Source organism: Pseudomonas sp. GL-RE-29, from assembly GCF_019947275.1.
Classification (GTDB): Bacteria; Pseudomonadota; Gammaproteobacteria; order Pseudomonadales; family Pseudomonadaceae; genus Aquipseudomonas; species Aquipseudomonas fluorescens_A.
This window is the reverse complement of the sequence record NZ_JAGYGD010000002.1, coordinates 270,864-293,390: the sequence shown is the minus strand read 5'-3', so window position 1 is coordinate 293,390 and position 22,527 is coordinate 270,864. Positions and strand designations below refer to the sequence as shown.

19 protein-coding genes and 1 pseudogene are annotated in these 22,527 nt (G+C 59.6%); 8 read left to right on the top strand and 12 right to left on the bottom strand.

The window, feature by feature from the left end:
• Window positions 1–30 precede the first annotated feature (30 nt).
• The 8 genes from KGB21_RS03095 to KGB21_RS03060 all read right to left on the bottom strand — a co-directional run bounded on the left by KGB21_RS03095 (window position 31) and on the right by KGB21_RS03060 (window position 8,983).
• Complete coding sequence (locus KGB21_RS03095) at window positions 31–1,389, bottom strand: LLM class flavin-dependent oxidoreductase (RefSeq protein WP_223503499.1); 1,359 nt, start codon at window positions 1,387–1,389, stop codon at window positions 31–33.
• Complete coding sequence (locus KGB21_RS03090; RefSeq protein ID WP_223503497.1) at window positions 1,389–2,582, bottom strand: SfnB family sulfur acquisition oxidoreductase; 1,194 nt, start codon at window positions 2,580–2,582, stop codon at window positions 1,389–1,391. The genes KGB21_RS03095 and KGB21_RS03090 overlap by 1 nt, the downstream gene beginning before the upstream one ends.
• 23 nt (window positions 2,583–2,605) lie before the next feature.
• Entirely contained in the window at window positions 2,606–3,847 is a 1,242-nt protein-coding gene (locus KGB21_RS03085) for an SfnB family sulfur acquisition oxidoreductase (protein ID WP_034148454.1), read from the bottom strand.
• Between the two features lie 360 nt (window positions 3,848–4,207).
• Complete coding sequence (locus KGB21_RS03080) at window positions 4,208–4,972, bottom strand: hypothetical protein (RefSeq protein WP_223503495.1); 765 nt, start codon at window positions 4,970–4,972, stop codon at window positions 4,208–4,210.
• A gap of 492 nt (window positions 4,973–5,464) precedes the next feature.
• Window positions 5,465–6,220 carry an L-cystine ABC transporter ATP-binding protein TcyN gene (gene tcyN, locus KGB21_RS03075; RefSeq protein WP_034148456.1) on the bottom strand — a complete coding sequence of 252 codons (756 nt, stop codon included), beginning with the start codon at window positions 6,218–6,220 and terminating at the stop codon, window positions 5,465–5,467.
• A gap of 4 nt (window positions 6,221–6,224) precedes the next feature.
• A complete protein-coding gene (tcyL, locus tag KGB21_RS03070) occupies window positions 6,225–6,890 on the bottom strand; it encodes a cystine ABC transporter permease (protein WP_034148457.1) in 666 nt (221 codons plus the stop codon).
• Window positions 6,890–7,684: a cystine ABC transporter substrate-binding protein gene (gene tcyJ, locus KGB21_RS03065; RefSeq protein WP_034148458.1), complete on the bottom strand. Its 795-nt coding sequence runs from the start codon at window positions 7,682–7,684 to the stop codon at window positions 6,890–6,892. Before tcyJ ends, tcyL begins: the two co-directional genes overlap by 1 nt.
• A gap of 285 nt (window positions 7,685–7,969) precedes the next feature.
• Window positions 7,970–8,983, bottom strand: coding sequence for a D-cysteine desulfhydrase (locus tag KGB21_RS03060; protein ID WP_034148459.1), 1,014 nt, complete (start codon window positions 8,981–8,983; stop codon window positions 7,970–7,972).
• Window positions 8,984–9,173: 190 nt separating this feature from the next.
• Between KGB21_RS03060 and epsC the strand changes: the two genes are divergently transcribed.
• Together epsC and betT are read left to right on the top strand one after the other, a co-directional pair.
• Window positions 9,174–10,100 carry a serine O-acetyltransferase EpsC gene (epsC, locus tag KGB21_RS03055; protein ID WP_034148460.1) on the top strand — a complete coding sequence of 309 codons (927 nt, stop codon included), beginning with the start codon at window positions 9,174–9,176 and terminating at the stop codon, window positions 10,098–10,100.
• A gap of 432 nt (window positions 10,101–10,532) precedes the next feature.
• On the top strand, window positions 10,533–12,488 hold the full coding sequence (gene betT / locus KGB21_RS03050) for a choline transporter BetT (protein WP_172668672.1): 1,956 nt from the start codon (window positions 10,533–10,535) through the stop codon (window positions 12,486–12,488).
• Window position 12,489: 1 nt separating this feature from the next.
• Here the strand turns inward: betT and KGB21_RS03045 are convergent, their stop codons facing one another.
• Both KGB21_RS03045 and KGB21_RS03040 read right to left on the bottom strand, forming a co-directional pair.
• The gene (locus KGB21_RS03045) at window positions 12,490–12,750 is read right to left on the bottom strand and encodes a hypothetical protein (RefSeq protein WP_034148462.1); all 261 of its coding nucleotides are present in this window, start codon (window positions 12,748–12,750) and stop codon (window positions 12,490–12,492) included.
• A gap of 132 nt (window positions 12,751–12,882) precedes the next feature.
• The gene (locus KGB21_RS03040) at window positions 12,883–13,623 is read right to left on the bottom strand and encodes an SDR family oxidoreductase (RefSeq protein ID WP_223503494.1); all 741 of its coding nucleotides are present in this window, start codon (window positions 13,621–13,623) and stop codon (window positions 12,883–12,885) included.
• 113 nt (window positions 13,624–13,736) lie between these two features.
• Here KGB21_RS03040 and KGB21_RS03035 point away from each other — a divergent pair, with 113 nt between their 5' ends.
• From KGB21_RS03035 to KGB21_RS03025, 3 genes and pseudogenes are all read left to right on the top strand, one after another.
• Window positions 13,737–14,627: a LysR family transcriptional regulator gene (locus tag KGB21_RS03035; RefSeq protein WP_223503492.1), complete on the top strand. Its 891-nt coding sequence runs from the start codon at window positions 13,737–13,739 to the stop codon at window positions 14,625–14,627.
• Window positions 14,628–14,759: 132 nt separating this feature from the next.
• Window positions 14,760–14,941: pseudogene (locus KGB21_RS03030) on the top strand (type II toxin-antitoxin system HicA family toxin).
• Window positions 14,938–15,402: a type II toxin-antitoxin system HicB family antitoxin gene (locus KGB21_RS03025; protein WP_411741303.1), complete on the top strand. Its 465-nt coding sequence runs from the start codon at window positions 14,938–14,940 to the stop codon at window positions 15,400–15,402. The pseudogene KGB21_RS03030 and the gene KGB21_RS03025 overlap by 4 nt, the downstream one beginning before the upstream one ends.
• Before the next feature lie 38 nt (window positions 15,403–15,440).
• Here the strand turns inward: KGB21_RS03025 and KGB21_RS03020 are convergent, their stop codons facing one another.
• Window positions 15,441–16,481, bottom strand: coding sequence for a LacI family DNA-binding transcriptional regulator (locus KGB21_RS03020; RefSeq protein WP_034148466.1), 1,041 nt, complete (start codon window positions 16,479–16,481; stop codon window positions 15,441–15,443).
• 207 nt (window positions 16,482–16,688) lie between these two features.
• Between KGB21_RS03020 and KGB21_RS03015 the strand changes: the two genes are divergently transcribed.
• From KGB21_RS03015 to mgrA, 3 genes are all read left to right on the top strand, one after another.
• On the top strand, window positions 16,689–18,935 hold the full coding sequence (locus KGB21_RS03015; protein ID WP_223503490.1) for a TonB-dependent receptor: 2,247 nt from the start codon (window positions 16,689–16,691) through the stop codon (window positions 18,933–18,935).
• Window positions 18,936–18,937: 2 nt separating this feature from the next.
• The gene (locus tag KGB21_RS03010; RefSeq protein ID WP_223503488.1) at window positions 18,938–20,257 is read left to right on the top strand and encodes an LLM class flavin-dependent oxidoreductase; all 1,320 of its coding nucleotides are present in this window, start codon (window positions 18,938–18,940) and stop codon (window positions 20,255–20,257) included.
• A gap of 177 nt (window positions 20,258–20,434) precedes the next feature.
• Complete coding sequence (gene mgrA / locus KGB21_RS03005; protein WP_223503486.1) at window positions 20,435–21,472, top strand: L-glyceraldehyde 3-phosphate reductase; 1,038 nt, start codon at window positions 20,435–20,437, stop codon at window positions 21,470–21,472.
• Window positions 21,473–21,644: 172 nt separating this feature from the next.
• Here mgrA and tauD read toward each other — a convergent pair whose 3' ends face one another.
• Window positions 21,645–22,484 (bottom strand): taurine dioxygenase, encoded by an 840-nt coding sequence (tauD, locus tag KGB21_RS03000; protein WP_034148470.1) that lies wholly within the window; start codon window positions 22,482–22,484, stop codon window positions 21,645–21,647.
• Between the last annotated feature and the right edge of the window lie 43 nt (window positions 22,485–22,527).

Genomic DNA, 22,527 nt, shown 5'->3' with positions numbered 1-22,527 from the left:
GGCCTCATCGCTGGCAAGCCAGCGATGCTTTTAGCGGCGGTAAGCCGATCCGGTGTGTTGCTCAGGCAAATGCGCCTCACCGTGAAACAGCTTTTCGCGCAAGCTGCCATTGTCGTAAGCCGTCTTGTACGACCCTCGACGCTGCAACTGCGGGATCACCAGTTCAATGAAATCCACATAGCTTTCCGGCGTGACGATCCGCGTCAGGTTGAAGCCATCCAGGCCGGTTTCGGCGATCCACGATTCCAGCTCGTCGGCCACTTGTTCAGGCGAGCCGACCACGGTGATGTAGCGCCCGCCAAGGGCGTGTTGCTCGAGCAATTTGCGCCGGGTCCAGTCGTTGTTTTGCAGGTTTTTGGTGGCCGACTGGATCGCGTTGCTCTTCACGTACTGGATCGGTTCGTCGATGGCGTACTCGGAAAAATCGATCCCGGTGGATGCCGAGAAATGCGCCACACCGGCTTCGGCGCTGGCGTAGCTCAGGTATTCGGCGTGCTTGGCCCAGGCGAGTTCTTCGGTCGCGCCAACAATCACGTTCAAGCCCATGAACACCTTGATGTCCTCGGGATTACGCCCGGCGTCGACGGCGCTGGCGCGGACCTTGTCCACTTGCACCTTGGTCGACGCTTTGGTCTGGCCGCTGATGAACACACACTCGGCGTGCCGACCGGCGAACAGCAAACCGCGATCCGAACTGCCGGCCTGGAACAGCACCGGCGTGCGCTGCGGCGAGGGTTCGCACAGGTGATAACCCTCGACTTGATAGAACTCGCCCTTGTGCTCGACCTTGTGCACTTTCTCAGGCTGCGCGTAGATCCGTTGTTGCGGATCGTTGAGCACCGCGCCGTTTTCCCAGCTACCTTCCCAGAGCTTGTAAAGCACCTCCAGGTACTCGTCGGCCTGGTCGTAACGGCGGTCGTGCTCGACCTGCTCGCTCAGGCCCATGGCCTTGGCGGCGCTGTCGAGGTAGCCGGTGACGATGTTCCAGCCGACCCGTCCGCGACTCAAATGATCCAGCGTCGACATGCGTCGGGCGAACAGGTACGGCGGTTCGTAGGTGAGGTTGGCGGTGAGGCCGAAACCGAGGTTTCTGGTGACGGCGGCCATGGCCGAGACCAGCAGCAGCGGGTCGTTGACCGGCAACTGGATCGACTCTTTCAGCGGCACGTCGACCGAGTTCTGGTAGACGTCGTAGACACCGACAATGTCGGCGATGAACAAGCCGTCGAACAGTCCGCGCTCCAGCAGTTGCGCCAGTTCGGTCCAGTACTCGATGGTCTTGTACTGGGTCGAGGTGTCCCGTGGATGCGTCCACAGGCCATGGTTGATGTGCCCGATGCAGTTCATGTTGAACGCGTTGAGCAGGATCTTCTTTTTCGCGTCGGCCATCAGATGGTTCCCCGCAGTGGCGGGTTTTCATCGTTGAGGTAGTAGTTGCCGACCGCGTGGTATTTCCAGCGCACCGGGTCGTGCAGGGTATGCACCCGGGCGTTGCGCCAGTGGCGATCCAGACCGTGTTCGATCAGGGTAGCCTGGCTGCCGGCCAGTTCGAACAGCGTGGTGCCGGCGGCGAGGGATATTTCGGTGCTGATGGCACGTGCTTCGGCGACGGCAATCGACGCGGCGGCAACGGTCTCGGCGTTGGTGTTGGCCTGGGCCTTGTCGAGGAATTCGCCGGCGCGCTCCAGCAGCGCCTCGGTAGCGTGCAAACGGATGCTCAAGTAGCCGAAACTCTTGATCGTCAGCGGGTCATCGGTGGCTTTTTCATGGGTGGCGTCGATCCACGGCCGGGTTTTGGTGCGCACGAAATGCAGTGCATCTTCATAGGCCGCGCGAGCGATGCCGGTGTCGATGGCGGCGTGGAGAATCTGCGCCAACGGACCGACCGGAGTCGGGCGCTCGAAAGCGCTCTGGAACGGGATCACATCCTCGGCTGCGACGTAGACATCTTCGAACACCACCGAACCGCTGCCAGTGGTGCGCTGGCCGAAGCCGCTCCAATCGTCGATGACGGTCAGGCCTTTGCTGTTGCGCGGGACGAACGCCAGTTGCTGCACGCCGTTTTCATCCACCACCGAGGTCGGGATGCGTTGTGCGTAAATCGCGCCGGTGGCGTAGAACTTGCGACCGTTGATGCGATAGCCGTCGCCATCGCGCGTCAGGCTTGTGACGCGGTCGTGGGCGGTTTTGGTGCCAAGTTCCGCCAACGCGTTACCGAAGCGCTGACCGGCCAGCACTTCGGCGTACAGACGTTTTTTCTGCTCTTCGCTGCCGTTCACGCGCAGCACTTCGAGGGCGTAGAAATGGTTCTGCGGGATTTGGCCCAACGAGCCATCAGCCTGGGAAATCAGTGCGATGACCTTGGCCAGGGTGACGTTGGAAACGCCGGCGCCGCCGTATGCCTTCGGCACGCTGATGCCCCACAGGCCCGAGCGGGAAAACACTTCCAGCTCCGGGTGTGGCAAACGGCGTTCGCGGTCGCGCACGGCGCTGTCGCGTTTGAAATCTTCGGCCAGGTCGCTGGCGACGATCAGAGCTTGCTCATCGCTGGTGATGACCGCGACGTGTTGAGAAATTGTCATGTGTTTCTCCAGATGTCTGGTCGTCAGATCCAGGAATGGCGTGCCGGCAAAGTACCGTTCAAGCGGTAGGTACCCACCGCGTGATATTTCCAGCGCACCGGGTCGTGCAGGGTGTGCACGCGGGCGTTGCGCCAGTGGCGATCGAGGTTGAATTCGGCGAGGGTGGCGCGGCTGCCGGCCAGTTCGAACAGCTTTTCGCTGGCCAGCAGCGAGATTTCGGTGGTCAGCACTTTGGCTTCGGCCACGGCAATCGAAGCGCGGGCGGCGGACTCGGCGGTCAGCGGCGCGGCGTTGACCTGATCGAGCACCTGCCCGGCCTTGCGCAGCAGCGCTTCGGCGGCATGCAGTTCGATTTTCAGTTTGCCGATGTCAGCGATCACGTACAGGTCATCGCTGGCCCGTTCGACGTTGGCGTCGATCCACGGGCGAGCGCGGGTTTTCACGAAATCGATGGCGTCGTCGATGGCACCACGGGCGATGCCGGCATCGATGGCGGCTTGAATCAATTGCGAGACGGCGCCCTGAATGTTGGGCTTGTCGTTGATCTTCCAGTTATCCACCACCAGCTCGGCGTCGACCCGCACGTTGTTGAGTAAAATGGTGCCGCTGGCGGTGGTGCGCTGGCCGAAACCGGACCAGTCATCGACGATGCGCAAACCCGGCGTGCCGCGACGCACGAAAGCCAGCACTTGCTTGCCGTCGTCATTGAGCGCCTTGACCGCGACCCAGTGCGCGAACAGCGCGCCGGTGGAGTAAAACTTCTGCCCGTTGAGGACATAACCATCGCCATCAGCGGTGATCCGAGCCTTGAGCTCCAGGGTGTTTTTGCTGCCGCGCTCCGGCCCGGCATTACCGATGCGCCAGCCTTCCAGAACGCTTTTGAACAGTTGTTTTTTCTGCGCCTCGGTAGCGCTGCCGAGCACCAGGTTGAGGATGCCGAACTGGTTCTGCGGGATCTGCCCCAGCGCCGGGTCCGCCGCGGAAATGATCGCGAAAACCTCTGCCAGGGTGACGAACGAAACCTGCGGGCCACCGTACTCGCGCGGGATGGCAATGCTGCCCAGGCCGCTGCGGGTGAACTGTTCTATTTCTGACCACGGCAGCTTGCGCTGCTGGTCACGTTTGGCCGCTTGCAGGCGGGCGACTTGCGCCAGCTCATGGGCGGCTTTAATGGCTTGTGCGTCGTTGCGCAGCACTTGCGCGGGCAACAACAACGGGGCGACGTCCAAATCACTGTGGACGATTGCATCTGCCAGACTGGACATCAGCGCCACTCCTTGGCTGCACTCAATGCCCTGGCGATCTGCACTGGGGTGATTGTGTTCCGGACCATACCTACCTCACATCTCATGGAAGCACCGCGGTGTGCGGCGTACGAAAACAAGAAGGTCCGGTGGTCCGGTGCATATACCCTAAGCGTTTATAAATAAGTTATGAACTAACTTTTAGGAATATGAATAGAAGTGTGTCTATATGAACTGTTCATGGGGCAACAGTTGTTTCTGGGGCAACAGTTCAGGGCAGCATTGTTGCAGCCGCAAAAAAGATCGCAGCCTTCGGAAGCTCCTGCAGGGTGTACGCCAAACCCCTGTAGGCGCTGCCGAAGGCTGCGATCTTTTCAGGCATCAGCTGATTTTTTGTTCGGCTGCCTTGAGCGTTTTCTTGGGCGGCACCCTGAGATAGGGATTGGCACAACCAATCTTCAACGTACGCGCCGGCGCCCAGCGCGAGTTGTTACCCACGCGGTCGAGGATGCAGTAAGTCACTTCCAGGCGCAGGTCTTCGCCGGCCTCGATGATGATCGCCGGTGGTACCCAGACCTGAATCGGCTGGCCTAAATCGCTGGCCTTTAGCCGGGGCAAATCCATCCGCACATCGCCCCAGCGAAGGGTGATTTCGTCATCGATGGCCATGTTCAGGTACGGCTCGATGGTCAAGGGCACGCCGCGCTTGATCTGGTTCGGATTCACCCCCTGACGGCGAATCGTCTCCGGGATGCAGACCGGTGCAAGGGACTGGTTTTCGTCGCCACACAGGGCTGACGGCTGGCCACCGGGGCAATCGAGCTTGATCTGTACGTGTCTGGCGTGGGATACCGACTGCCCCTGGCCAATCTGCATGACCCGGTAGTGAAGGCGCGAGGTGCCATTGGTAATGAAACTTTCGGGGACACGAAGCTGAACGGCTTGGCCAACATCCTTGGCTGTCAGCGCTCGGGAGGCGATGTAGCAGTTGTCCCAGAACAGCTCGATCAGGTCGCCTTCGTCCATCGCGGGGTAGGGCGGCACATCGATCAGCAGATGGGCCGCCGAGGTGATGTTGATGCCGGTTTTGTGGGATTGCGCCAGGGTCGGGGCCGCAAGTTCGGTTTTATTCGAGGTACTGGTCATGGTTTCTCTCCTTGAAGCCTTGCAGTGAAGTCCGTTTCTGAAAGTTCAAAAGGCGTGGTTGAAAAGTAACAAAGCGGAAAGTTATTCCGGCTCTTAGACAGTATTTAGCGTCTGTTGTGAGCTAGATAAGAGTGCGGTCGAATAAGTGTCAATGGAAATTATTAGTTGGACGTCAGTTATTGCGTTATTCAGAAAGTTCCTACGGACTTACGTTAATAAACTGTACTGGGCTGTCGAACTAGACTGCGGGGTATTGTGGTTTTTATGCCGAAACGCCCGCAGGCGCTGTAGCAGGCTTCTGTCGGGGATTCTTGGATTTTAGGCAGGATAAATCTGATGCGGGACGTACATATGTACCGCTAGTAATAGTAAAAATTCCTGTAGCCATGGTCAGAGTCATAGTAGTGAAAAGTTGTTTTTACCGGATTGGAGCGGCTGTGGTGTAACTTCCATCCATGGAAGTTAACAGTTGTTGCGAGGGGTCGAGGGGTGTTAGTTGTGCGCGTTATTCAGAAACTTGCTAAGAAACTGTTTCGTGCGTTCTTCTTTCGGGTTGGCAAACAGGGCCTTCGCTTCGCCTTGTTCGACGATAACGCCCTTGTCGAAAAACACCACCCGATTGGCCACGTCGCGGGCAAAGCCCATTTCGTGGGTGACGATGACCATGGTGCGATTCTCTTCGGCCAGGCTGCGAATCGTCGACAGCACTTCGCCCACCAACTCCGGGTCGAGCGCTGAAGTCGGTTCGTCGAACAGGATCACTTCCGGCTCCATCGCCAGCGCGCGGGCAATCGCCACACGTTGTTGCTGACCACCGGAGAGGCGGCGCGGGTAAGCGTCCTCCTTGCCTGCCAGGCCAACCCTGGCCAACAGCTTTTTACCCAGGGCAACGGCTTCGGCATGCGGGATCTTCTTCACGATGATCGGGCCTTCGATGACGTTTTCCAGGGCAGTGCGATGGGGGAACAGGTTGAAGTTCTGGAACACGAAACCCACGTGCTGGCGCAAACGCCGCACCAGGCTTTGCTGCTGGTTCAGCGGGCGGCTGGTATCGATTTCGATATCGCCGACCTTGATCCGGCCGCTGGTGGGTTCTTCGAGGAAGTTCAGACAGCGCAGGAAGGTGGTTTTACCCGAGCCGCTCGGCCCGATGATCGCCACAACCTCGCCTTCCTTCACTTGCAGATCGATGCCGTTGAGCACGACTTGACCCTTGAACTGCTTTGTCAGTTTTTCCACGACAATCATGGGGTCAGGACTCCTGGTCGTGCCGATTGACCCGCTCTTCCAACTTGTTCTGCAGGTGCGAAAGCACCGTGGCAAGAATCCAGTAGATCAGCGCGGCGGCAAGATACATGGTGAAAACTTCGAAGGTGCGGGCGGTAATCAGCTGTGCCTGACGGAACAGCTCCGGCACCTGGATGGTGGCCGCCAGCGCGGTGTCCTTGACCAGCGAAATGAAGCTGTTGCCCAGCGGTGGCAACGCGGTGCGCATCGCCTGCGGCAGGATGGCCCGGCGCAGAGTCTGCGCACGGGTCATGCCGATGCTGGCAGCCGCTTCCCATTGGCCGCGTTCGATCGAGCTGATCGCGGCACGCAGGATTTCACAGGCGTAAGCGGCCATGTTCAGCGAGAAACCAATCATGGCCGCCGGAATTGGATCGAGTTCCATGCCCAATTGCGGCAAGCCGTAATAGATCACGAACAGTTGCACCAGCAACGGCGTGCCGCGAAAGAACGACACGTAGATGCGGGCGATCCAGCTCACCAGCTTGAAGCGCGACAGGCGCATCAGTGCCAGGCCGAAGCCCAGGATGAGGCCGAAGAACATCCCGCCGAGGCTCAAGATGACCGTGTAGTACGCGCCCTTGAGCAGAAAGGGCGCGGAATCCAGTGCGAGTTGGAAAGCTTCTTCCATTATTGAGTGACGTCAGCGCTGAAGTATTTTTCCGAAAGCTTTTTCAGCGTACCGTCGGCACGCAGCTTGTCGATGGCCTTGTTCACCGCAGCCAGCAGTTCCGGCTCGCCTTTGCGCAGGGCAATACCGGCTTCCTGGCGGGAGAACGCTGCGCCGGCGGCAACAGTGTCGGTTGCCTTCTTGGCGTATTCCAGTGCGGCGAGGCGGTCGATCAGAATGGCGTCGATGCGGCCTACACGCAGATCCTGGAACTTGGTCGGATCATCGTCATAAGTCTTGATGATGGCTTTCGGCTGATTGTCCTTGAGCCATTGTTCGTAGTTGGTGCCCAGGCCCACACCGACTTTCTTGCCGGCCAGGTCATCGGCGGACTTGATGGAGCCTTCGTTCTTTTTCAGAACCAGCGCTTGAATCCCGGAAACGGTGTAAGGCTCGGAGAAGTCGTACTTCTTCTTGCGCTCTTCGGAGATGGTCACCTGGTTGATCACAGCGTCCAGACGCTTGGACTCCAGGGCGGCGAGGATGCCGTCCCATTTGGTCGGTTGCAGTTTGACCTTGACGCCCAGCTCTTTGGCCAGGGCTTCGGAGAACTCGACTTCGAAGCCGGCCAGTTTGCCGTCGGCATCGACGAAACTGAACGGAGGGTAAGTGCCTTCCAGGCCGACGTTGATCACGCCTTTGTCCTTGATTTGTTGCAGTTGCTCACCGGCCACTGCCTGGCCGATCAGGCCGGCGCTCAGTGCCAGGCCCAGCGAACCCACCAGCAGATTTCGACGTAGTGCGGAAAAATTCATGACAAGCCCCTGTGTTTTCTTATGGAAGACGCTTAAGGAAAGTTGGCAAATTCGGGATTTCAACGTCAGCGATATCCTGCCCTAAAGCAGCGTATGCGTCTCGCTGCAAATTCGCCTGCGGCGTGACTATAAGACGACGCTTTTAGATTAGAAAATAATAAATTCTATTTTTGTTATGCAATTAGTGAATATGTGTTGAGCCCTGAAAAGATTGCAGCCTTCGGCAGCTCCTACAGGGTCGGCGTACACCTGTAGGAGCTGTCGAAGGCTACGATCTTTTGATCCTCAGTCCTTCAAAAAGCTCGTATAGGCAAACAACGCCGGCGCCCCACCGGTGTGCAGGAAGATGATCGGGCCTTCATCGAAACGCTGACGCCCAATCCCGTCGAGCAACCCGGCCATCGCCTTGCCAGTGTAGACCGGGTCAAGCAACAGGCCTTCCTGCCCCGCCAGCAACTTGACCGCCGCCAGCGTCCCGGCATTCGGCTCGCCATAGCGCGGCGCGAAATACTCGTCCCACAGTTCGATCTTGAAACTCGCCGGCAACGTCACGCCCAACAATTCGGCCGTTCGCTCAGCCAGGCCCTGGACTTTCGGGCGCTGGTCCTCGTCACTGCGGGACACCGTGACGCCAATCACTGGCAAATCCGGCAGTGCTTCACTCAACGCCAACGACAGACCGCTATGGGTACCGGCGCTGCCGGAGGCCAGAACCACAGCGGCGAAATTCAGCCCGGTGTCCTTGATCTGTTCGGCCAGTTCCAAGCCTGCACGCACATAACCCAAAGCACCCAACGCGTTGGAACCCCCGATCGGCACGAGATACGGTTTCTTGCCATTGCTGCGCAGGCGTTGCGCCAAGGCATGCAGTTGATCGTCAGCGTTGTCGAGGTTTTCCACCAACTCGACTTTGGCATCAAACAAGTCGAGCAACAGTCGATTGCCGTTGCCAACATAGTTGGCGTCATCGGTGCCCAGGGGATTTTCCAGCAGGGCTACACAACCAAGGCCGAGCTTGGCGGCGATGGCGGCGGTCTGGCGCACGTGGTTGGACTGAATTGCGCCAGCAGTGATCAAGGTGTCGGCACCTTGCGCCAAGGCATCGGCGGCCAGGTATTCGAGTTTGCGCAGTTTGTTGCCGCCCATGGCCAGCGGTGTCAGGTCATCGCGTTTGACGTACACGTCACGGCCCAGCCAGGTCGACAGGCGTTCGAGTTTTTCCAGGGCGGTGGGCTGATTGAGCAGGTCGAGACGGTTGAAGCGGGCAAGCTGCTGTTTGATCGGCTCTTGATTGGACATAGTTCCGTACTGGCGGTGGAAGATGAAGGGACTATAGGCACGCAAAAAAGCCTGGGCAACCGCCAATCGCTTATAGCCAATGATACTTACCACAGCACAATTGGTTCTTAATTTGGCCCGCGGACCATGCCGTAAAGTATTCGCCGTTGACGCGGCCAGACTCTCCGGCCGCTCGTGAGGAGTTTTTACCGTGAGTGAGCGTTCCAGCCATTGGCAATTGCAGACCATCGTCAGCCAACTGCGCACGGCGCGTGACCAGTGGCGTGCGCAAAACGGCCGCGCCAGCACCGAACAGGGCGGTCGCGAGTTGCCTTCCCGAGCCGCCATGGCGGAGATTCTCGAAGCCCTCTGCGGTGCGCTTTTCCCGATGCGTCTGGGACCTGTGGACCTGCGTGAAGAGAGTGAAGACTTCTACGTCGGTCACACGCTCGACGTCGCGTTGAATGCGTTGCTGGCGCAGGCGCGACTCGAATTGCGCTACGCCGCTCGCCACAGCACCCAGGCCGACACTGAAGTTGAAGCCAAGACCATTCAGATCATCCAGGACTTCGCCCTCGCGTTGCCGGGGCTGCGCAGCCTGTTGGACACCGACGTTCTGGCGGCCTATCACGGCGATCCGGCAGCACGCAGCGTCGATGAAGTGCTGCTCTGCTATCCGGGCATTCTGGCGGTGATTCACCATCGCCTGGCTCACCATTTGTACCGCGCCGGGTTGCCGTTGCTGGCCCGAATCAGCGCGGAAATCGCCCACTCGGCCACCGGCATCGATATTCACCCGGGCGCGCAGATCGGCCGCAGTTTCTTCATCGACCACGGGACTGGCGTGGTGATCGGCGAGACGGCGATCATTGGCGAACGGGTGCGGATTTATCAGGCCGTAACCTTGGGCGCCAAGCGCTTCCCGGCAGACGAAGACGGCCAGTTGCAGAAGGGCCAGCCGCGGCATCCGATTGTCGAAGATGACGTGGTGATTTATGCCGGTGCGACGATTCTGGGGCGGATCACCATCGGCCAGGGCTCGACCATCGGCGGTAACGTCTGGCTGACCCGCAGCGTGCCGGCGGGCAGCAACCTGACCCAGGCTAATTTGCAGCATGATGATGGGACGCAGAAATAGGTCCGGCGATGCGCAGTGCTTTTGTGGCGAGGGAGCTTGCTCCCGCTCGGTTGCGCAGCAGCCGCATAAGCCGGTCACCTGGACTTATCTGAAAAAAAACGGGGTGCATGTTTTAGGGCTGCTTTGCAGCCCAGCGGGAGCAAGCTCTCTCGCCACATTTGATTTGTGCAGGTGCCGAATCAATCTTCCAAATTCCACCACATAGCTTTCCCTGAGCTAGCGTACAACCACGACCGCCGAGCCCTGGGATTAGTCCTTAGCGCCCTATCCATGTTTAACTTGAACGTTCATTCAAGTTAAACCGGTGGTTCGCCGCCCGCTCACAACAGGAGGCTTGCCTTTGCTGAGTCAGATTTCTACAGCCACGTTTTACCCCCTCGAGGTGCACCGATCATGAGTGCATCGTCCATTCCTTCAAGCGGCCTGGTCCGCATGAATCCGCCGGTGTTTTACTTTGCGGCGAGTTTCATTTTGTTGTTCGGCGTCGTTGTCATCGCCATGCCCGAGCAGGCCGGCGCGTGGTTGCTGGCGGCGCAAAACTGGGCGGCCAATACGGTCGGCTGGTATTACATGCTCGCGATGACGCTGTATCTGGTCTTCGTGGTGGTCACCGCCTTGTCCGGCTACGGCAAGATCAAGCTCGGTGCCGACCACGACGAGCCCGAGTTCAGTTACTTGTCCTGGGCCGGCATGCTGTTCGCCGCCGGGATCAGCATTACGCTGTTTTTCTTCTGCGTGTCCGAACCGCTGACCCACATGCTCCAGCCACCGCAAGGCGAGGCAGGCACGGCGGAGGCGGCGCGTCAGGCGATGCAGATTCTGTTTCTGCATTGGGGCCTGCATGGCTGGGGCGTGTTCGCCTTCGTCGGCATGGCGCTGGCCTATTTCGCCTATCGCCACAACCTGCCGCTGGCGTTGCGCTCGGCGCTGTACCCGCTGATCGGCAAGCGCATCAATGGCCCGATCGGTTACGCAGTGGACGGTTTCGGCATCATCGCCACGGTGTTCGGCCTCGGTGCCGACATGGGTTTCGGCGTGTTGCACCTCAACTCGGGCCTGGATTATCTGTTCGGCATCGCCCACACCCAGTGGATTCAGGTCGGTCTGATCACGCTGATGATGGGCGCTGCGATCATCGTCGCCGTATCCGGCGTCGACAAAGGCGTGCGGGTGATGTCCGACATCAACATGCTGCTGGCCTGCGCGTTGCTGCTGTTCGTGTTGTTCGCCGGCCCGACGCAGCACCTGCTCAACACCCTTATCCAGAACGTCGGTGACTACCTCGGCGCGTTGCCGATGAAGAGTTTCGACCTCTACGCCTACGACAAACCCAGCGACTGGTTGGGCGGCTGGACGGTGTTCTATTGGGCCTGGTGGATTGCGTGGTCGCCGTTCGTGGGCCTGTTCATCGCGCGGATTTCCCGTGGGCGCACCATCCGTGAATTCGTCTTCGGCGTGCTGTTGATCCCGCTCGGTTTCACCCTGGCGTGGATGTCGATCTTCGGTAACAGCGCCATCGACCAGGTGCTCAATCACGGCATGAGTGCGCTGGGTATGTCGGCCATCGACAATCCATCGATGACCCTTTACCTGCTGCTGGAAACCTATCCGTGGAGCAAAACCGTTATCGCGGTCACGGTGTTCATCAGCTTCGTATTCTTCGTCACCTCGGCCGACTCTGGCACGGTGGTGTTGTCGACCCTGTCCGCCAAGGGCGGCAACCCCGATGAAGACGGACCGAAATGGCTGCGGGTGTTCTGGGGCGCGATGACCGCGCTGGTGACCAGTGCGCTGCTGTTTTCCGGCAGCATCGATGCGCTGAAGTCGGCGGTGGTGCTGACCTCGTTGCCGTTCTCGCTGATTCTGCTGTTGATGATGTGGGGCCTGCACAAGGCGTTTTATCTGGAATCGCAAAAGCAGATCGCGCAACTGCATTCCCTCGCGCCGGTGTCAGGCTCGCGGCGCGGTGGCTGGCGTCAGCGTTTGAGTCAGGCCGTGCATTTTCCATCGCGGGACGAGGTTTATCGCTTCCTCGACTCGACGGTGCGTCCGGCCATCGAAGAGGTTTCGGCGGTGTTCGTTGAAAAGGGCTTGAGTGTCATCACTCACCCGGAGCCGGTGAATGACAGCGTCAGCCTGGAAGTTGGTCACGGTGAAGAGCATCCGTTCATCTATCAAGTGCAGATGCGCGGTTATTTCACGCCGTCATTCGCCCGTGGCGGCATGGGCTCCAAGGAGCTCAACAACCGTCGTTATTACCGGGCCGAAGTGCATTTGAGCGAGGGCAGTCAGGACTACGATCTGGTGGGCTACACCAAGGAGCAGGTGATCAACGACATCCTTGATCAGTACGAGCGGCACATGCAGTTCTTGCATCTGGTGCGTTGATTCATGTCTCGGTGGTCAGCACCATGAACAACACCAGCGCCGCCACCGGGATACCGAACACGGCGCTGCCAACGGCCAGCTCCGTGCCCAATGGCTGGCCGGCATGCACCATGCCGACGGCGCCGTTGATCAGCGTCAGGGCCAGCCACAGCACGATAAAACTGTAGGCCAGGGTCTGGCGGGTGAATCCGATTTTCTCGCCGATGAACAGCATCAGCGCCAGGAGGATCAGGCCGAAGGTGATGATGATGGATGTGTGCATGGCGGATTTCCTCCAGTGGGGTGCTGCTTTTGAGGCCGCCTTCGCCGGCAAGCCAGCTTCTACAGGTTTTGTGTTCAACCCTTGTAGGAGCTGGCTTGCCAGCGATGGCGTCGAGCCTGCCTCCACAGCAGCTTAAACCAACCCGCCATTGACCCGCAGAATCTGCCCATTGACCCAAGCCGAATCCGGCCCGACCAGAAACGACACAACGCGAGCAATATCTTCTGGCTGCCCCAGACGCTCCAGCGGCGCCATCTTCGCGAAGTTCTGAATTTGCTCTTCACTCTTGCCGTGCAAAAAAAGCTCGGTCGCCACCGGCCCAGGCGCGATCGCATTGACGGTGATATTGCGCCCTCGCATCTCTTTGGCAAACACCTGGGTCAGTGATTCCACCGCCGCTTTGCTGGCGATGTACACCGCATAGCCCGGCAGGTTCAGGCCGACGGTGCTGCTGGAAAAATTAATGATCCGCCCACCATCGTTCAGGCGCGTGGCGGCTTCGCGCAGGGTGTTGAAGGTGCCACGTGCATGGATATTGAAAGTTTGCTCGAACAGTTCATCACTGTGCTGCGCCAACGGCAGCACCTTGAGAATGCCGGCATTGTTGACTAGCACATCGACCTTGCCCAGTTGCGTTTCGGTCTCGTCGAACATCCGCCGCACGTCGTCGGCGATGGCCACGTCAGCCTTGATCGCTATGGCTTGATGCCCGGCCTGACGCAATTCCACCACCAGTCTTGAGGCTTCGGTGGCACTGCTGGCGTAGTTGATGGCGACGGCGAAACCTTCGCTCGCCAGTTGTTTGGCAATGACTGCGCCGATGCCGCGGGCGGCGCCGGTCACGATGGCAACTTTCGAAGTTTGATGGGTCATGGCGGTGGTCCTGAAGAATGGGTGTGAAGCCAATTTCACATGTTTACTCAGGCCGATAAATGCACCAGAGTTGCCTTGACTGTTCAAAAATCGCCAACAATCGAGTGCTCGCCGTGGATCAAGTCAAAGCGATGAAAGTGTTTGTGCGGATCTACGAGCGCTCGAGTTTCACCCTGGCGGCGGACGACCTGAACCTGCCACGAGCCACGCTGACCCACACGCTCAATAAATTTGAAGCCTGGCTCGGCACACGATTACTGGAGCGCAGCACACGCAAGGTACGTCCGACGCTGGATGGCGAGGCGTACTACCAGCGGTGTGTGCAGTTGCTGGCGGAACTGGAAGAAGCCGAACTGGCGTTTCGCAGCGTGGCGCCGAAAGGATGCTTGCGGGTGGATTTGCATGGCACCCTGGCCCGGCATTTCGTAATCCCGGCCCTGCCGCAATTCATGGCGCGTTACCCGGACATCGAACTGTCCATCAGCGAGGCCGACCGCCAGGTCGACCTCATCAGCGAAGGCATCGATTGCGTGCTGCGCGCCGGCACCTTGAGCGATTCCACGCTGATCGGCAAACGCGTCGCCAACCTGCGCCAGATCACCTGTGCCAGCCCGGCCTACCTGCGCAAATACGGCGAACCGAAAAACCTCGACGACCTGAAAAACCATCGCGCGGTGAATTACGTTTCTCGCACCACCGCCAAGTTGTTCCCGTTCGAATTCATGGTCAATGGCGAGCTCAAGGAAGTCGCCATCGATGGCGCCGTTTCCGTATTCGGCGCGGAAATCTACGCCGCTTCGGCGATAGCCGGATTGGGCCTGATCCAGTGCCCGCATTACCGGATGGAAACGCAGATCGCCCAAGGCCTGATCAAGGAAATCCTCACCGAGACACCGCCACCGCCCATGCCTGTTTCAGTGCTGTACCCACACAACCGACACATGTCGCCACGGGTCCGGGTGTTCGTGGATTGGTTGGGGGAGGTGTTTGCTAAAGCGCGGTAGCCGCCGGTCCGAGAGAAAAAGTCGACTCCGTCCTGAGCGGCTATTATTTTGCCAAGTGTGTATTGTGTGTATTGCTATCGCTTCGACCTACCTAAAGTACGCAGCCATTGCTGTCGAAAAAGGGCGAAGGAAATGCGAAGTAGGGAAATGATCAGGATGATCGAGGAGGATGGTTGTATCCGGTGGCTGTAAAAGGCAGCCACCATCAATACAAGCATTTGCATAAGCCAGGCAGGGTGACAATCAATCACCCTGATTCTGATCTTCCAAAGGGAACGATCAACAGCATATTGAAACAGGCAGGTCTGAAATGAGGCCTGTCATCGGATACGAGAGTCCCGATGCGGACTTGTCTCAGGAAGGATTCATCTACATGAAATTTCCGGTTGTTCTGCACAAGGATGCCGACTCAGACTACGGAGTGATCGTCCCGGATGTACCGGGTTGCTTCTCCGCAGGCGGCACAGTTGCCGAGGCGTTCGAAAACGTGAAAGAGGCATTGTCCCTGCACTACGAAGGTCTGGTCGCCGATGGGGATCCGCTGCCTCAGGTACGCGAGATCGATGCCCATATCGAAAACCCCGAATATGCTGGCGGTGTGTGGGGCGTGGTGGATTTCGATATCACACCTTATTTCGGCAAGTCGATACGTTTCAATGCAACGTTGCCTGAGCAGCTGCTTGAGCGAATTGACCAGACCGTCAGACGGGACCAGCGTTACAGCTCAAGATCTGGTTTTTTGGCGGCGGCAGCTTTGCGCGAGTTATCAGCCTGACACCGAAGCTGGGCTGATTAATGAAGGTTGCTTATCGTTCAAGCACTCTCCCGCTCAATCACCCGGCACTCCAGCAGATTCAAGCGCTGCACCTCATCCGCCACCGGCAACACCCCCAGGCTTTCCAATACGCGGGTGGCGGCGAGGACGCCGATTTCCAGTGCCGGTGGCTTGATGGTGCTAAGGCTTGGCAGGAGCATTTCGGCGAAGGGGTAATCGCCAAACCCAAGTACCGCGCAGTCTTGCGGGATGTTCAGGCCGGCCCGTTGCCCGGCCAGCAAACCGCCGGCGGCGAGGTTGTCGTTGGCGAAGATGATGGCGTCGGGGCGTGGTGAGGTGTTCATCAGGGCTTGCATCGCTTGCTTGCCGGCTTCGAACGGTGGGCGATCGGCATTCGGGGCAAACACCCAGGGCTCCAGCCCCAACTCACGAACGGTGGCCGCGTAGCCGTCACGCCGCTCCAGCGCACTGAAGTCCCCCGGCGCGCTGTTCTGTACAAAAGCAATCCGCCGGTAACCCTTGCCGTGCAGGTAACGTGCGGCTGTTACGCCTACTTCAAAATGCGAAAACCCGATCTGCAGCGGTTCGCGCTCGGGTTGGTAGTCCCAGGTTTCGATCACTGGGATATCCGCTTCGGCAATCATCTTTTCGGTGCCAGCGCTGTGGAAGTGACTGGTCAGCACCAGCGCTGCCGGCGACCAGCCGAGAAACGCGCGCACGGCGCTTTCTTCCTGCACGGCATCGAAGTAACTCGACGCCAGCAACAGCTGATAACCATGGCGACTGAGGGTGTCGCTGAAACCCTGAATGGTGTTGGCGAAGATCGGCCCGGAGATGTTCGGGATCACCATGCCGACGATCTTGCCACGGGCCGACGCCAGCCCCCCGGCCACCAGGTTGGGGACATAACCCAGCGCTGCCACCACGGCGGCGATGCGCTCGCGTCGTTCCGGCGACACCTGGTCTGGCTGATTGAAGTAGCGCGACACCGTGATCGCCGACACACCCGCCTGCCGAGCCACGGTATTGAGGGTGACGCGGCCGGCACCACGGCGTTTGCGGGGCTTGTCTTCATTCAACGGGCGATTCCTCTTAAAAACCAAATGGCATATAAAAGTAATTTTTCAGTATTGGACGCTCTATGTGGGGGTTGCCAATACTGGCGATGTTAGCGCTAACAAAGCGTTCTGTCTGCTACTCGCTCGAGCGAATGCCCAAGACAACTTCACAGGCGCTGTCGACGCAGAACGGCAGCGGATCAGGGCAATTTTTCGAGCGGGCAGACCATGCATTTCATTCTTGGGGAATCACAAAAACTGGCGCAGTCGATTCGCGCCGCCACACCACGCCGCAAGCATCTGGGCTGGCTGCTCGCCGGATTGGCCGCGCTGCCCGTGCCGGGCGCTTTCGCCGCTGACAGCAGCGATCAAGAGCCCACCCTCAAATCCGTGACAGTCACTGCGACCCGCCGCGAAGAGTCGCTGCAGAAAATCCCGGTGGCGGTAACTGTGCTCGATGGCGAGCAACTTGAACGCGACAACCGCACCAGCGTATCTAGCATCGTCCAGGAAGTGCCATCGCTGAATTTCCGCACCGGCGCGTCGAACAAAGACACGTCGCTGTTCATCCGGGGCGTCGGCACCATTTCCACCTCGCCGGGCGTCGAGCCGACCGTGGCCACGGTGATCGACGGCGTGGTCTATGCCCGTCCGGGCCAATCGACCCTGGACCTGCTGGATCTGGAGCGCGTCGAAGTGCTGCGCGGCCCGCAAGGCACGCTGTTCGGCAAGAACGCTTCGGCCGGCGTGCTCAACATCACCAGCCGGCCCCCAACCGCCGAAACCCACGGCTACATCGACCAGTCGTTCTACAGCGGCAACGAAAGTCGCACCCGTTTCGGCCTCGGCGGCAGCCTGATTCCGGACACGCTCAAAGGCTCGATCACCACGCTGTTCGGCACCTACGACGGCAATGTCGACAACGAATACAACGGTCAGGAGGTCAACGGCTACAACCACAAAGGCGCGCGCGGCAAATTGGAGTTCACCCCGAATGACGACGTGACCTTCACCCTGATCGCCGACTACATGCAGTCCCACGACGACGCGCCCAATGGCGTGGTCAGTCAGTCCCTGACCCCGGCGTTCGCCAATGCCCTGAACCCGGTGCGGGCTTCCAGCGACAACCGCGACATCAACACCGAAACCCGCACCCACGTCGATGACATCAACAAAGGCTTGTCCGGCCAACTCGACTGGCAACTGGGCGATTACTCGCTGACCTCGATCACCGCATGGCGCGGCTGGGACAACACCCAGTATCAGGACGGCGACCGTTTGAGCACGGTGACCGCGGCGTTCCCCGGCACGGCCGACAAGGGTGACCTGGCCTTCGACCAATACTCGCAAGAGCTGCGCCTGGCTTCGCCGAAAGGTGAGTTCCTCGAATACGTCGGCGGTTTGTTCTACATGCACGGCAAGGACGACGAGACGTACCAGCGGACCTTGACCACGCCCACCAGCGTTAACCGTGGCGTCGCCGATTACAGCACCACCAGCGACAGCTACGCGGTGTTCGGTGAAAGCACGCTCAATTTCACTTCGGATTTTCGCGGCATCGCCGGCCTGCGCTACACCCACGACGATCTGGAATACGATCACCGCCGTGTCTCGACCTCGGCCGTCGCTGTCAGCGGTATTCAGCCGGGCACCAGCAGCTCGGGATCAGTGGATGAAGACGGCTGGTCCGGACGGCTCGGCGTGCAGTACGACTTGAGCGACGCCGTCACCACCTACCTGACCTACTCGCGTGGCTACAAAGGTCCGGCCTACAACGTGTTCTTCAACATGCAGCCCCGGGACACCGAGGCGCTGAAACCGGAAACCTCAAACACCTGGGAGGCTGGTATCAAGGCCACCAGCTGGAACAATCGCCTGACCACCAACCTGGCGGTGTTCCACAGCGACTACGACAACTACCAGGCGAACTTCTTCGACACCGTGGCAGGGCAAGTGGTGACCCGCCTGATCAACGCCGGCAGTGTCAGCACTGAAGGCGTCGAACTCGATTACGCGTTGCAGGCCACCCAGCAACTGAAGTTCTCCGGCGCCCTGGCCTACACCCGCGCACGCATCGACGAATTCGCCTGCCCGGCCGGTGCGGCGGCCTCGTGCAACGTCGACGGCAAGCCACTGCCGTACAGCCCGGACTGGAAAAGCTACGTGCGTGCCGACTACAGCATCCCGCTGGATAACGGCCTGGATATCGAGCTGGGTACCGATTTCAGCTGGCAGAGCGAAGTGCAGTACGACATCAGCCAGAACGTCGACACCAAACAAGGCGCCTACGGCATCTGGAACGCCAGCGTCGCCCTGGCCGACTATAACAACGGCTGGCGTGTGGCGCTGCTGGGCAAGAACCTCGCCGACAAGTCCTACTCACCGCTGCTGGCCAGTGGCGGCAACTACATCTACCGCGCCGTGCCCCGTGACGACGAGCGCTACTTCGGCGTGCAACTGCGCAAGGATTTCTGACCATGACTCGTCAGCTCAAGCTCGGCGCCTTCCTGATGGCGACCGGGCACCACGTCGCCGCCTGGCGTCATCCGCAAGTGCCGGCTGACGCTGGCCTGGATTTCGCCCACTACAAGCGCCTGGCGCAGATTGCCGAAGCGGCGAAATTCGACGCATTGTTCCTCGCCGACAGCATCGCTGCGCCGACCGGGAATATTGCAAGTCGCATGGCCCGCTCTGATCACTTCGAGCCGCTGACGCTGCTCTCGGCCTTGAGCGTGGTGACCGAGCATATAGGGCTGATTGCCACGGCCACCACCAGCTACAACGAGCCGTACCACGTCGCACGCAAATTCGCTTCGCTGGATCATCTTTCAGGGGGGCGCGCGGGGTGGAATCTGGTGACGTCCGACAATGCTGCCGAAGCGCAAAATTTTGGTCGCGTCGAGCATCTCGGTCACGCTGAGCGCTACAGCCGGGCGCGGGAGTTTCATCAGGTGGTCACCGGGCTCTGGGACAGTTGGGAAGACGACGCTTTTGTCCGCGATAAAAACAGTGGTACGTACTACGATCCGGAAAAAGTCCACGCACTGGAGCATGTCGGCGAACATTTCCGGGTCAAAGGCCCGCTAAACGTGGCGCGCTCGCCGCAGGGGCAACCGGTGATCGTGCAGGCCGGTTCTTCTGAAACCGGTCGTGAACTGGCGGCGCAAACGGCCGAAGTGGTGTTCACCGCGCAGACGTCGCTGGCCAATGCCCAGGCGTTTTATAACGACTTGAAGGGACGTTTGAGTCGATACGGTCGCAGCGCCGACTCCCTGAAAATCATGCCCGGTGTTTTTGTGATCGTCGGCCAGTCCGAGAGCGAAGCGCAGGAAAAGTGTGAAACGTTTCAGCAATTAGTCGAACCCGAGGTTGGCGTGGCCTTGCTTGGGCGTATGCTGGGCAACTTCGATTTATCGAAGTACCCGCTGGACGGGCCGTTGCCGGAGTTGCCGCTGACTGAAAGCGGGCAGCAAAGCCGTCAGAAACTGCTGACGGAACTGGCCGGCAAGGAGAACCTCAGCCTCGCCGAATTGGGTCGCAGGATTGCCGGTGGGCGCGGGCATTACAGCCTGGTGGGAACGCCGGTGCAGATTGCCGACCGTTTGCAGGAGTGGTTTGAGCAGGGCGCCGCGGATGGCTTCAACGTGCTGGTGCCGCATCTGCCTGGTGGCCTGGAGGACTTCGCGCAAGGCGTGGTGCCGGAACTGCAACGGCGTGGGTTGTTCAGAACCGAATACGAAGGCCGGACCTTGCGCCAGAACCTCGGGTTGGCCAGGCCTTCCAACAGATTTGTGTGAAAAAGGTTTTTTGTGGCGAGGGAGCTTGCTCCCGCTGGGGCGCGAAGCGGCCCCCGAAAGTCGTTGGCACGCTCTGTCAAGACAGCGGCTGCTGCGCACCCGAACGGGAGCAAGCTCCCTCGCCACAGGATTAATGTCTGATTCCGGATAAAAGTAACCTCAACAAGAGAGGATTCGATGACTTACACCGCTGCCGAAAACCGCTACGACTCCATTCCTTACCGCCGCGTAGGTCGCAGCGGTCTGGTGCTGCCGGCACTGTCCCTGGGCTTGTGGCACAATTTCGGCGACAGCACGCCGATCGATACCCAACGTGCATTGCTACGCACGGCTTTCGACCTGGGCATCAACCACTTCGACCTGGCCAACAACTATGGCCCGCCGTACGGCAGCGCCGAGATCAATTTCGGCCGTTTGCTGCGTGAAGATTTCAAGCAGTACCGCGACGAACTGATCATTTCCAGCAAGGCCGGTTGGGACATGTGGCCCGGTCCTTACGGCCAGGGCGGCGGTTCACGCAAGTATGTGCTCGCCAGCCTCGACCAGAGTTTGCAACGCCTGGGTCTGGACTACGTCGACATTTTCTACTCGCACCGATTCGACCCGGACACCCCGCTGGAAGAAACCGCCAGCGCACTGGCCACGGCCGTACAACAGGGCAAGGCGTTGTACATCGGCATCTCTTCGTACTCCGGCGTGAAAACCCGTGAAATAGCGGCGCTGCTCAAACAGTGGAAAGTCCCGTTGTTGATCCATCAACCGGCCTACAACCTGCTCAACCGCTGGGTAGAAAAGGACCTGCTGGACACCACCGACGAACTCGGCACCGGCGTCATTGCCTTCACGCCGCTGGCGCAGGGTTTGCTCACCGACAAGTACCTCAACGGCGTACCAGCGGATGCGCGGGTCAATCGTCCGGGCGGTGGTTCGTTGCAGGCTTCGCATTTGTCGGATGCCAACATTGCCCACGTGCGAGCGCTCAATGAGATCGCCAAACGTCGCGGCCAGAGCCTGGCGCAACTGGCGCTGGCCTGGACCCTGCGCGACCCGCGCGTGACCTCGGCGTTGATCGGCGCGAGCCGGCCGGAGCAGATCATCGAGAACGTCGGGGCGTTGAAGAATTTGAGCTTCAGTGCTGAAGAGCTGGCGGAGATTGACCGGTTCGCCCAAGAGGGCGGGATCAATCTGTGGGAGAAGCCTTCTACCGCTGAGTAACGCGATCCAGCCTCTGCAGGATCCGGCTTGCTGGCGATAGCGGTGAATCAGGCGCCATCATTGCCGATTGATCCACCGTCATCGCTTTAAAGCAAAAGATCGCAGCCTGCGGCAGCTCCTACAGGGATCGGATTTCCATGTAGGAGCTGCCGCAGGCTGCGATCTTTTGATCTTAAAAAAACGGCACATCCCCCAACACCGTCGCCCGCTGCATCACCCGCCGCGCCGGGCGGTAATCGTCCACCGCGTAATGCTGAGTCACGCGGTTGTCCCAGAACGCGATGTCGTCTTGCTGCCAGCGCCAGCGAATGGTGAATTCCGGGCGCGTGGAATGGGCGAACAGGAACTTCAGAATCGCCTCGCTTTCAGTTTCCGACAGCTCGTTGATCTTCGAAGTGAAGCCCTCGTTGACGAACAACGAACGGCGCCCGCTCACCGGATGGGTGCGGATCACCGGATGCGACAGGGGCGGATTCTTGCGTCGAGTCTCTTCCCACTGGGCCAACGCTTCAGGCGTATTGCCATAGCGCTCCAGCGGAAATGAACGGGTGAAGTCATGGGTGGCGGTCAGGCCTTCGAGCAAGGTTTTCATCGGTGCCGACAACGCTTCATACGCCGCAATGCCGCTGGCCCACAACGTATCGCCACCAAACGCCGGCAACAGCTTGGCGCTGAGTACCGCCCCCATGGCCGGGGTCGGCAGGAAGGTTACGTCGGTGTGCCAGATCGCGTTGTCGCGCACGTCGGTGACGGCGGTGTCGAGGATCAGCACTTCCGGTTGTTCCGGCACGTTCGGGTAGATCGGATGAATGTGCAGGTCGCCGAAATTAGCGGCGAATCGCGCTTGCTGCTGCGGGGTGATTGGCTGGTCGCGGAAGAACAGCACCTGATGCTTGAGCAGGGCTTGTTCGATGGCGTCACGCTGTTCCAGGTTCAGCGGCTGGCTGACATCGACGCCGCTGATCTGGGCGCCGAGGGCAGAGCTTAGAGGGACGATGGTCAAGTTGCTCATGTTGGATCTCTTCAATTCTGGGTGTCGTACATCAATTTTGTGA

Excerpts from the sequence above, each read along its gene's own strand:
- KGB21_RS03045 (WP_034148462.1), bottom strand. The coding sequence starts at position 12,750 with ATGCACACATCCATCATCATCACCTTCGGCCTGATCCTCCTGGCGCTG.
- betT (WP_172668672.1), top strand. The coding sequence starts at position 10,533 with ATGAATCCGCCGGTGTTTTACTTTGCGGCGAGTTTCATTTTGTTGTTC.
- KGB21_RS03060 (WP_034148459.1), bottom strand. The coding sequence starts at position 8,983 with ATGTCCAATCAAGAGCCGATCAAACAGCAGCTTGCCCGCTTCAACCGT.
- tcyL (WP_034148457.1), bottom strand. The coding sequence starts at position 6,890 with ATGGAAGAAGCTTTCCAACTCGCACTGGATTCCGCGCCCTTTCTGCTC.
- mgrA (WP_223503486.1), top strand. The coding sequence starts at position 20,435 with ATGACTTACACCGCTGCCGAAAACCGCTACGACTCCATTCCTTACCGC.
- KGB21_RS03010 (WP_223503488.1), top strand. The coding sequence starts at position 18,938 with ATGACTCGTCAGCTCAAGCTCGGCGCCTTCCTGATGGCGACCGGGCAC.
- KGB21_RS03085 (WP_034148454.1), bottom strand. The coding sequence starts at position 3,847 with ATGTCCAGTCTGGCAGATGCAATCGTCCACAGTGATTTGGACGTCGCC.
- tcyN (WP_034148456.1), bottom strand. The coding sequence starts at position 6,220 with ATGATTGTCGTGGAAAAACTGACAAAGCAGTTCAAGGGTCAAGTCGTG.
- KGB21_RS03090 (WP_223503497.1), bottom strand. The coding sequence starts at position 2,582 with ATGACAATTTCTCAACACGTCGCGGTCATCACCAGCGATGAGCAAGCT.
- KGB21_RS03015 (WP_223503490.1), top strand. The coding sequence starts at position 16,689 with ATGCATTTCATTCTTGGGGAATCACAAAAACTGGCGCAGTCGATTCGC.
- KGB21_RS03040 (WP_223503494.1), bottom strand. The coding sequence starts at position 13,623 with ATGACCCATCAAACTTCGAAAGTTGCCATCGTGACCGGCGCCGCCCGC.
- tauD (WP_034148470.1), bottom strand. The coding sequence starts at position 22,484 with ATGAGCAACTTGACCATCGTCCCTCTAAGCTCTGCCCTCGGCGCCCAG.
- KGB21_RS03025 (WP_411741303.1), top strand. The coding sequence starts at position 14,938 with ATGAGGCCTGTCATCGGATACGAGAGTCCCGATGCGGACTTGTCTCAG.
- KGB21_RS03080 (WP_223503495.1), bottom strand. The coding sequence starts at position 4,972 with ATGACCAGTACCTCGAATAAAACCGAACTTGCGGCCCCGACCCTGGCG.
- tcyJ (WP_034148458.1), bottom strand. The coding sequence starts at position 7,684 with ATGAATTTTTCCGCACTACGTCGAAATCTGCTGGTGGGTTCGCTGGGC.
- KGB21_RS03095 (WP_223503499.1), bottom strand. The coding sequence starts at position 1,389 with ATGGCCGACGCGAAAAAGAAGATCCTGCTCAACGCGTTCAACATGAAC.